The following is an 8378-nucleotide window of genomic DNA, read 5'->3' on the forward strand; positions in this document are numbered from 1 at the left end:
TACGCGGTCCTTACTTCTTCTTGCCTTCCTTGCGGAAGATAAATTCGCCTTCGTACTTGACGCCCTTGCCCTTGTAGGGTTCGGGGCCGCGGTACTCGCGGATCTCCGCGGCGATCTGACCGATCTGCTGCTTGTTGATCCCGGCGATGGTGATTTCGGTCGGCTTCGGGCAAGCGATGGTGACGCCAGCCGGAATCGGATAGTTGATGTCGTGGCTGTAGCCGAGCGACAGCTGGAGGTTCTTGCCAGCGACAGCGGCTTTGTAGCCGACGCCGGTGATTTCCAGCTTCTTCTCGAAACCCTTGGTGACGCCGACGACCAGATTGTTGATCTGGGAGCGGGCGGTGCCCCACAAAGCGCGGGCGCGCTTGGTTTCGTGACGCGGATCGACCTTGATGCCTTCCGGCTTCATTTCGACATGCACATCGTCATGAACGACAAAGGACAGTTCGCCCTTGGCGCCCTTGACGCTGACAGTCTGACCCTCAACCTTGGCGGTGACGCCGGCCGGAACCACAACGGGCTTCTTACCGATACGAGACATTTGATTCTCCTCTCGGCTCAGAAGACGGTGGCGAGGACTTCGCCGCCGACATTGGCTTCGCGCGCGGCATGATCCGCGAGGACGCCCTTCGGGGTCGAAATGATGGCGATGCCCAGGCCGTTGGCGACGCGCGGAAGCTTGTCGACGGCGGCATAGACGCGACGGCCCGGCTTTGACACGCGCGTAATTTCCCGGATGACCGGAGCGCCGTCAAAATACTTGAGCTCGATCTCGAAATCGGTGCGGCCGTTGCCGTACTCGGTCACGGAATAACCGCGGATAAAACCTTCGTCCTTGAGCACGTCGAGGACGTGGGCGCGCAGGCGGGAGCCCGGCGTCGAGACGGAGGACTTGCGACGCATCTGCGCATTGCGGATGCGGGTGAGCAGATCGCCCACAGGATCGTTGATCGCCATGACGGTCTCCTTACCAGCTCGACTTGACCAGGCCCGGGATCAAACCCTTGGAGCCCAATTCGCGCAGAGCGATACGCGACATTTTCAGCTTGCGGTTATAGGCGCGCGGACGACCCGTCACTTCGCAGCGGTTACGCACGCGATTGATGCAGGAGTTGCGCGGCACTTCAGCGAGCTTGAGAGTCGCTTCGAAACGCTCTTCCACGGTCAAGGAGCGATCCTTGGCGATCGCCCGGAGACGCGCGCGCTTGCCGGCCTTGTCGGCGGCGAGCTTTGCGCGCTTCTTGTTGTTGTTGATAGCGCTTTTCTTAGCCATGAGTTACCTCTGGTCTCCGCGTCTGAGCCTTGCGGCTCACTGCCGGAACGGGAAGTTGAAGGCGCGCAGGAGAGCGCGGGCTTCGTCGTCGGTCTTGGCCGTGGTGCAGACGATCACGTCCATACCCAGAACCGTATCGACCTTGTCGTAATCGATTTCCGGGAACACGATGTGCTCCTTGATGCCCATGGCGTAGTTGCCGCGGCCGTCGAACGACTTCGGATTCAGGCCGCGGAAATCTCGAACGCGCGGCAGCGCGACCGTGATGAAGCGGTCCAGGAATTCGTACATGCGGGTCTTGCGCAAAGTCACCTTGGCGCCGATCGGCATGTTCTCGCGCACCTTGAAGGTCGAGATCGCCTTGCGCGCGCGGGTGATCACCGGCTTTTGACCGGCGATGAGCGCCAGATCGCCAGCGGCCAGCGTCACCTTCTTGGTGTCGTTGACGGCGTCGCCCACGCCCATGTTCAGCACGATCTTCTCGATGACCGGCACTTCGTTCGGATTCTTGTAACCGAACTCTTCGATCATCTTGGCGCGCACGACTTCATCGTAGTGCTTGCGCAAGCGCGCGACATAGCCCTCGGGAATAGCGGACACGGCGCCGGCGGCGGCGACATTCTCGGAGCCCTTGGACTTCTTCTCGGCGGCCTTGTCGGCGCCCTTCTTGGGGGATTTGGCCTCAGCCATCGATCAGTTCTCCCGAACGCTTGGCGAAACGGACCTTGCGGCCGTCCTCGAGAATCTTGAAGCCGACGCGAGTCGCAGCGCCGTCCTTGGGATCGGCGATCGCGATGTTCGACAGCTGGATCGGGGCTTCCTTGGTGATGATGCCGCCTTCCTGGCCCTGGGTCTGCTTCTGGTGACGCTTCACCGTATTGACGCCAGACACCACGGCGCGGCCTTCCTTGGGAAGAACCAGCGTGACTTCACCCTTGCGGCCCTTGTCGCGGCCGGCGATCACGACGACCTTGTCGCCTTTCTTGATCTTGGCGGCCATTACAACACCTCAGGAGCGAGAGAGATGATCTTCATGTGATTCTTGGCGCGCAATTCGCGCGGCACCGGTCCGAAGATGCGGGTGCCCACCGGCTCTTTCTGATTGTTGATCAGAACGGCCGCATTGCTGTCGAAACGAATCACCGAGCCGTCGGCGCGCTTGATGTCCTTGGCGGTGCGAACGACCACCGCCTTCATCACGTCGCCCTTTTTCACACGGCCGCGCGGAATCGCTTCCTTGACCGAAACAACGATAATATCGCCAACGCCTGCATACTTGCGCTTGGAGCCTCCAAGCACCTTGATGCACATCACACGACGCGCGCCCGAATTATCGGCCACGTCGAGGGCGGTCTGCATCTGAATCATGGCTACGAGCCTTTCTGTCAGATCGGTTTCCGACGCGGGGTCTCCCGGCCGGACTACGCCTGGGTTACGGCAAAAGCCGCGATCCGCTTGCGCGGAGGTTTGTTTCCCTCAAATCAATGCGCCGGAAGCTCACGACCGGTTTCCCCTATGGGAGCGACCGTGACCCGGCGCAGTGCTTTGAGTTGAGGAAGCAGAAGCGCTTCCTCGTTCATTTTTCCGAAAAAATCAAGCCTTGTTTTCGTTCGGCAGAACGATCCAGCACTTGAGCTTCGAAATCGGCCGGGTCTCCTCGATGAACACCGAGTCCCCCACCTTGTAGGCGCCCGCCTCGTCATGCGCGTGATAGTGCTTGGTGCGGCGGACGGTCTTCTTGAGCAGCGGATGGGTGAAGCGGCGCTCCACCTTAACCACTACAGTCTTTTCCTGCTTGTCGGAGACGACAACGCCCTGGAGAATGCGCTTCGGCATATTGGTTTCGCCCCTATTACTTGGCCTGGTCGCGCTTTTGCGCGGCCAGGGTTTTCACGCGGGCGACGTCGCGGCGGACGACGCGGACGCGCGACGTGTTCTCGAGCTGATTCGTCGCCTTCTGGAAGCGCAGGTTGAACTGCTCTTTCTTCAGCTTGAGCAATTCGTCAGCCAGTTGGTCATCAGTCATCGCCTTGAGGTCGTTCAGGCGGCTATCTTGCTTGGACATCCTGCCCTCCTTTACTCGGCGATGCGTTCGATGAAGCGCGTCTTGATCGGCAGCTTGGCCGCGGCAAGGGCGAAAGCTTCACGCGCGAGGGTCTGCGGCACGCCGTCGACCTCGAACATGATGCGGCCCGGAGCGACGCGCGCGCACCAGAATTCCGGCGCGCCCTTACCTTTACCCATACGGACTTCGGTAGGCTTGCTGGAGACCGGCAGGTCGGGGAACACCCGGATCCACACGCGGCCGGCGCGCTTCATATGACGCGTCAGCGCGCGGCGGGCCGCTTCGATCTGACGGGCGGTGATGCGCTCGGGTTCGAGAGCCTTCAGGCCATATTGACCGAAAGCCAGTTCAAAGCCGCCTTTGGAGACGCCCTTGATGCGGCCCTTGAAGGCCTTGCGGAATCGTGTGCGCTTGGGTTGCAGCATGGGTCAAACTCACAAAGGTTCAGGCGCGAGGTTCGCGCGGCTGGCGCGGACCGCGACGCTCGCCGTCGCGGTCGCGGCGCTCGCGACGCTCGCCGTGATGATCGTGGCCGCCCGCCTCATTGGCGTGACGCTCGGTGGCCATCGGATCGTGCTCGAGGATTTCGCCCTTGAAGATCCAGACCTTGATGCCGCAGGTGCCGTAAGCCGTATGCGCGGTGGCGACGCCGTAATCGACATTGGCGCGCAGCGTGTGCAACGGAACGCGACCTTCGCGATACCATTCCAGGCGCGCGATTTCCGCGCCGCCGAGACGGCCCGAGCAGTTGATGCGGATGCCTTCGGCGCCCAGACGCATGGCCGACTGCACGGCCCGCTTCATGGCGCGGCGGAAAGCGACGCGGCGCTCGAGCTGCTGGGCGATCGAATCCGCCACCAGGGTGGCGTCGACTTCCGGCTTGCGAACTTCGACGATGTTGATCGCAACTTCGCTGGTGGTCAGCTTGGCGACAAGCTTGCGCACCTTGTCGATGTCGGCGCCCTTCTTGCCGATCACCACGCCCGGACGGGCGGAATGAACGGTGACGCGGCACTTCTTGTGCGGACGCTCGATGACGATCTTCGAAACCGCCGCCTGCTTCAGCGCCTTCATCAGGGCTTCGCGGATGGCGAAATCCTCATGAAGCAACCGGCCGTATTCGCCCTTGTTGGCGAACCAGCGGCTGTCCCAGGTGCGGTTGATGCCGAGGCGCAGGCCGATCGGATTGACTTTCTGTCCCATCGTTCTCTCCTCAGGCCGTCGCTTGAATTTCGCGGACGATGATCGTCAGATTCGCGAACGGCTTCTCGACGCGACCCGCGCGACCGCGGGCGCGGGCGTGGAAACGCTTCATGACCAGCGCCTTGCCGACATAGGCTTCGGCGACGACCAGATCGTCCACGTCGAGATCGTGGTTGTTCTCGGCGTTGGCGATGGCGCTTTCCAGCGCCTTCTTCACGTCGACGGCGATGCGCTTCTCGGAGAAGGTCAGGTCGGCCAGCGCGCGATCCACCTTCTTGCCGCGAATCAGCTGAGCCACCAGGTTCAGCTTCTGCGGCGAGACGCGGATCATGCGCATCACGGCCTTCGCCTCATTTTCCTTGAGGGCGCGGGGGTTCTTTTCCTGCGACATGTCAGCCCCTCTTCGCCTTCTTGTCCGCGGCGTGGCCGTGGAAGGTGCGGGTCGGCGAGAACTCGCCGAACTTGTGGCCGATCATGTCTTCGGTGACGTTCACCGGCACATGCTTGTGGCCGTTGTAGACGCCGAAGGTCAGGCCGACAAACTGCGGCAGGATGGTCGAACGGCGGCTCCAGGTCTTGATGACTTCGGAGCGTTTCGCGGAAGAAGCAACTTCCGCCTTTTTCAGGAGGTATCCGTCTACGAACGGACCTTTCCAGATCGAGCGCGACATCAGGGTCAGCCCTTCTTCTTCTTCGCCTTGTGACGCGAGGTCACAATGAACTTGGTGGTGAACTTGTTGGAGCGGGTCTTCTTGCCCTTGGTCGGCTTGCCCCACGGCGTGACCGGATGGCGGCCGCCCGAGGTGCGGCCTTCGCCGCCGCCGTGCGGGTGATCGACCGGGTTCATGACGACGCCGCGGTTATGCGGACGACGGCCCAACCAACGCTGGCGACCGGCCTTGCCGATCGAGGTGTTCATGTGGTCCGGGTTCGACACCGCGCCCACCGTCGCATAGCACTGGCCATGGACCAGACGCTGCTCGCCGGAGTTCAGGCGGACGATGACATAGCCCTGGTCGCGACCCACGATCTGAGCGTAGGAGCCGGCCGAGCGGGCGATGGCGCCGCCCTTGCCGATCTTCAGCTCGACATTGTGGACGATGGTGCCGACCGGGATCGCCGCCAGCGGCATGGCGTTGCCAGGCTTGACGTCGACCTGCGGGCCCGCAACCACCGTGTCGCCGGCGGACAAACGCTGCGGCGCGATGATGTAGGCCTGCTCGCCGTCCTCATAGGAAATGAGGGCGATGAACGAGGTGCGGTTCGGATCGTACTCGATCCGCTCGACCTTGGCCGCGCCTTCCTTGCGACGCTTGAAGTCCACCAGGCGATAAGCCTGCTTGTGGCCGCCGCCGCGGAAGCGGACGGTGATGCGGCCATTGTTGTTACGGCCGCCGGCGGACGACTGTCCTTCGGTCAGCTTCTTAACCGGCTTGCCCTTGTAGAGCTCGCTGCGGTCGACGATCACGAGCTGACGAAGGCTCGGCGTGATCGGCTTGAACGTTTTAAGAGCCATTTGCCTCTACCTCGATCCAGCTCAGAGCCCGGTGGTCACGTCGATCTTCTGGCCATCAGCCAGAGTGACCACCGCGTTCTTGACGTCGGAACGCACACCGCGCATTCCCTTAAAGACCTTCTTCTTGCCCTTGCGGAGCAAAGTGTTCACGGCCTCGACCTTCACGTCGAACAGGCGTTCGACGGCGGCCTTGATCTGGTGCTTGGTCGCATCGATGCGAACCTTGAACACCACTTTGTTCTGTTCGGACGCGATAGTCGCTTTCTCGGTGATCACCGGAGCGACGATGACGTCGTAGTGGCGCGGGTCAACGCTGCTCATTTGAATCGCGCCTCCAGCGCATCGATCGCCGCCTTGGTCAGCACCAGCTTCTCGCGGCGGAGAATGTCGTACACATTGATGCCCTGGACCGGCAGCACGTCGATCTGGGGAATGTTGCGCGCGGCGCGGGCGAAGTTCGCGTTCAGCTCGGCGCCGTCGATGATCAGCGCGTTGGTGAGGCCGATCTTGGCGAAGTTCGCCTTCAGCGCGGCGGTCTTCGGCGCGTCGGCGTTGGCCGCCTCGATCACGATGAGCGAGCCGTCCTTGACCTTGGCCGACAGGGCGTGCTTCAGCGCCAGGGCGCGGACCTTCTTGGGAAGATCATGGGCGTGCGAGCGCACGACCGGACCGAAGGCGCGACCGCCGCCACGGAACTGCGGCACGCGGGCGGAGCCGTGACGGGCCGAACCCGTGCCCTTCTGCTTGTACATCTTCTTGCCGGTGCGGGCGATCTCCGCGCGGTTCTTGACCGCATGGGTGCCGGCGCGGCGCTTGGCGAGCTGATAGCGCACCATGCGGGCGATCAGGTCTTCGCGCGGCTCCAGGCCGAAGATGGCGTCGTCGAGGTCGAGCGCGCCATTGGCGGCGCCTTCGAGAGTGGTGATGTCGAACTTCATCGATTAAGCCTCCGAAGCCGGGGTTTCGGGAGCGGCTTCCGCCGCGGCGGCTTCCACGATGCGGAACTTGCCGGGCTTCGGAGCCTCGGCAGGCAGCGCCTTCTTGACGGCGTCGCGGATGAAGATCCAGTTGCCGGCGTGACCGGGAACGGAACCTTCAACCAGCACCAGGCCGCGCTCCACGTCGAGCGAAACGACGCGCAGATTCTGCGTCGTCACGCGCTCGCAGCCCATATGGCCGGCCATCTTCTTGTTCTTAAACGTCTTGCCGGGGTCCTGACGACCGCCGGTCGAACCGTGCGAACGGTGGGAGACGGACACGCCGTGGGTGGCGCGCAAACCGCCAAAGTTCCAGCGCTTCATCGGGCCGGCAAAGCCCTTACCGGTGGTGGTGCCGGTGACGTCGACGAACTGGCCGACGATGAAGTGATCGGCGGTGATTTCCGCGCCGACCGGCAGCAGGGCGTCCTCGTCCACGCGGAACTCGGCGAGCTTCAGCTTCGGCTCCACATTGGCCTGAGCGAAGCGGCCGCGCTCGGCCTTGGAGACATTCTTCACCTTCGCGCGGCCGATGCCGAGCTGAAGAGCGGTGTAGCCGTTCTTCTCCAGGGTGCGCTGGGCGACGACCTGAACGCCGTCGAGTTTCAAGACCGTGACCGGCACATGTTCCCCGCTGTCCGTGAAGACGCGGGTCATGCCGACTTTCTGTGCGATGACGCCTGACCGCATGTTTCTCTTTCCTTAAGGGCGCGTACGAGGTCCCCGTTAGGGGACCTGCAGAGGCGCCGCGAGACGTCATGAAGACGTCTCAGACTCACATTATCGCTCTAAAGGAGAGCTTGGTTTTCAAGTTCACGCCGAAGGCGGGAACTCAGAGCTTGATCTCGACGTCCACGCCAGCGGCGAGGTCGAGTTTCATCAGCGCATCGACCGTTTGAGGGGTCGGATCGACAATGTCAAGCACCCGCTTGTGCGTACGGATCTCAAATTGCTCGCGCGACTTCTTGTCCACGTGGGGCGAACGGTTCACGGTGAACTTTTCGATCCGCGTCGGAAGGGGAATCGGGCCACGCACCTGAGCGCCAGTGCGCTTGGCGGTGGAGACGATTTCCTTCGTCGAAGTGTCCAGAATCCGATGATCGAACGCCTTGAGGCGGATCCGGATGTTTTGTCCGTTCATTTTCTGATCCTCTGAGCGAATCAGTGCGGGCTGACGGGCAGCCCGCACCTAACGCAATCCGCCGAAAATTATTCGATGATTTGGGCGACGACGCCGGCGCCGACGGTGCGGCCGCCTTCACGGATGGCGAAGCGCAGCTTCTCTTCCATCGCGATCGGAACGATCAGCGACACGTCCATCGAAATGTTGTCGCCCGGCAT

Annotated in this window: 18 protein-coding genes; all 18 read right to left on the reverse strand. The window is 62.4% G+C overall.

The window, feature by feature from the left end; genetic code table 11:
* Nucleotides 1–10 precede the first annotated feature (10 nt).
* Nucleotides 11–544, reverse strand: coding sequence for a 50S ribosomal protein L6 (rplF, locus tag CFB24_RS11565; protein ID WP_088520749.1), 534 nt, complete (start codon nt 542–544; stop codon nt 11–13).
* A gap of 17 nt (nt 545–561) precedes the next feature.
* A complete protein-coding gene (gene rpsH, locus CFB24_RS11570; protein WP_088520750.1) occupies nt 562–960 on the reverse strand; it encodes a 30S ribosomal protein S8 in 399 nt (132 codons plus the stop codon).
* A 10-nt stretch (nt 961–970) separates the two neighbouring features.
* Nucleotides 971–1276: a 30S ribosomal protein S14 gene (rpsN, locus tag CFB24_RS11575; protein ID WP_088520751.1), complete on the reverse strand. Its 306-nt coding sequence runs from the start codon at nt 1274–1276 to the stop codon at nt 971–973.
* Nucleotides 1277–1312: 36 nt separating this feature from the next.
* Nucleotides 1313–1966, reverse strand: coding sequence for a 50S ribosomal protein L5 (rplE, locus tag CFB24_RS11580; RefSeq protein WP_088520752.1), 654 nt, complete (start codon nt 1964–1966; stop codon nt 1313–1315).
* Complete coding sequence (gene rplX, locus CFB24_RS11585; protein WP_088520753.1) at nt 1959–2276, reverse strand: 50S ribosomal protein L24; 318 nt, start codon at nt 2274–2276, stop codon at nt 1959–1961. The genes rplE and rplX overlap by 8 nt, the downstream gene beginning before the upstream one ends.
* The gene (gene rplN / locus CFB24_RS11590; protein WP_088520754.1) at nt 2276–2644 is read right to left on the reverse strand and encodes a 50S ribosomal protein L14; all 369 of its coding nucleotides are present in this window, start codon (nt 2642–2644) and stop codon (nt 2276–2278) included. Before rplN ends, rplX begins: the two co-directional genes overlap by 1 nt.
* Nucleotides 2645–2869: 225 nt before the next feature.
* Nucleotides 2870–3112 (reverse strand): 30S ribosomal protein S17, encoded by a 243-nt coding sequence (gene rpsQ / locus CFB24_RS11595; RefSeq protein ID WP_088520755.1) that lies wholly within the window; start codon nt 3110–3112, stop codon nt 2870–2872.
* 16 nt (nt 3113–3128) lie between these two features.
* Nucleotides 3129–3341 (reverse strand): 50S ribosomal protein L29, encoded by a 213-nt coding sequence (gene rpmC, locus CFB24_RS11600; RefSeq protein ID WP_088520756.1) that lies wholly within the window; start codon nt 3339–3341, stop codon nt 3129–3131.
* Between the two features lie 11 nt (nt 3342–3352).
* On the reverse strand, nt 3353–3766 hold the full coding sequence (gene rplP, locus CFB24_RS11605) for a 50S ribosomal protein L16 (RefSeq protein ID WP_088520757.1): 414 nt from the start codon (nt 3764–3766) through the stop codon (nt 3353–3355).
* 19 nt (nt 3767–3785) lie between these two features.
* The gene (rpsC, locus tag CFB24_RS11610) at nt 3786–4544 is read right to left on the reverse strand and encodes a 30S ribosomal protein S3 (RefSeq protein ID WP_088520758.1); all 759 of its coding nucleotides are present in this window, start codon (nt 4542–4544) and stop codon (nt 3786–3788) included.
* Nucleotides 4545–4554: 10 nt separating this feature from the next.
* Entirely contained in the window at nt 4555–4935 is a 381-nt protein-coding gene (gene rplV, locus CFB24_RS11615; RefSeq protein ID WP_088520759.1) for a 50S ribosomal protein L22, read from the reverse strand.
* A 1-nt stretch (nt 4936) separates the two neighbouring features.
* Nucleotides 4937–5215 carry a 30S ribosomal protein S19 gene (gene rpsS / locus CFB24_RS11620; protein ID WP_088520760.1) on the reverse strand — a complete coding sequence of 93 codons (279 nt, stop codon included), beginning with the start codon at nt 5213–5215 and terminating at the stop codon, nt 4937–4939.
* Between the two features lie 5 nt (nt 5216–5220).
* Complete coding sequence (gene rplB, locus CFB24_RS11625; RefSeq protein ID WP_088520761.1) at nt 5221–6060, reverse strand: 50S ribosomal protein L2; 840 nt, start codon at nt 6058–6060, stop codon at nt 5221–5223.
* Nucleotides 6061–6081: 21 nt separating this feature from the next.
* A complete protein-coding gene (locus CFB24_RS11630; RefSeq protein WP_088520762.1) occupies nt 6082–6381 on the reverse strand; it encodes a 50S ribosomal protein L23 in 300 nt (99 codons plus the stop codon).
* On the reverse strand, nt 6378–6998 hold the full coding sequence (gene rplD, locus CFB24_RS11635; RefSeq protein ID WP_088520763.1) for a 50S ribosomal protein L4: 621 nt from the start codon (nt 6996–6998) through the stop codon (nt 6378–6380). Before rplD ends, CFB24_RS11630 begins: the two co-directional genes overlap by 4 nt.
* Nucleotides 6999–7001: 3 nt before the next feature.
* Nucleotides 7002–7727, reverse strand: coding sequence for a 50S ribosomal protein L3 (gene rplC / locus CFB24_RS11640; protein WP_088520764.1), 726 nt, complete (start codon nt 7725–7727; stop codon nt 7002–7004).
* A 142-nt stretch (nt 7728–7869) separates the two neighbouring features.
* Nucleotides 7870–8178: a 30S ribosomal protein S10 gene (gene rpsJ, locus CFB24_RS11645; protein ID WP_085773755.1), complete on the reverse strand. Its 309-nt coding sequence runs from the start codon at nt 8176–8178 to the stop codon at nt 7870–7872.
* Between the two features lie 68 nt (nt 8179–8246).
* On the reverse strand, nt 8247–8378 hold a 132-nt coding region (locus CFB24_RS11650; RefSeq protein ID WP_088520765.1), incomplete at its 5' end, for an EF-Tu C-terminal domain-related protein.

Origin of the sequence: Rhodoblastus acidophilus, assembly GCF_900187365.1 — a bacterium.
In the GTDB taxonomy this organism is placed as follows: domain Bacteria; phylum Pseudomonadota; class Alphaproteobacteria; order Rhizobiales; family Beijerinckiaceae; genus Rhodoblastus; species Rhodoblastus acidophilus.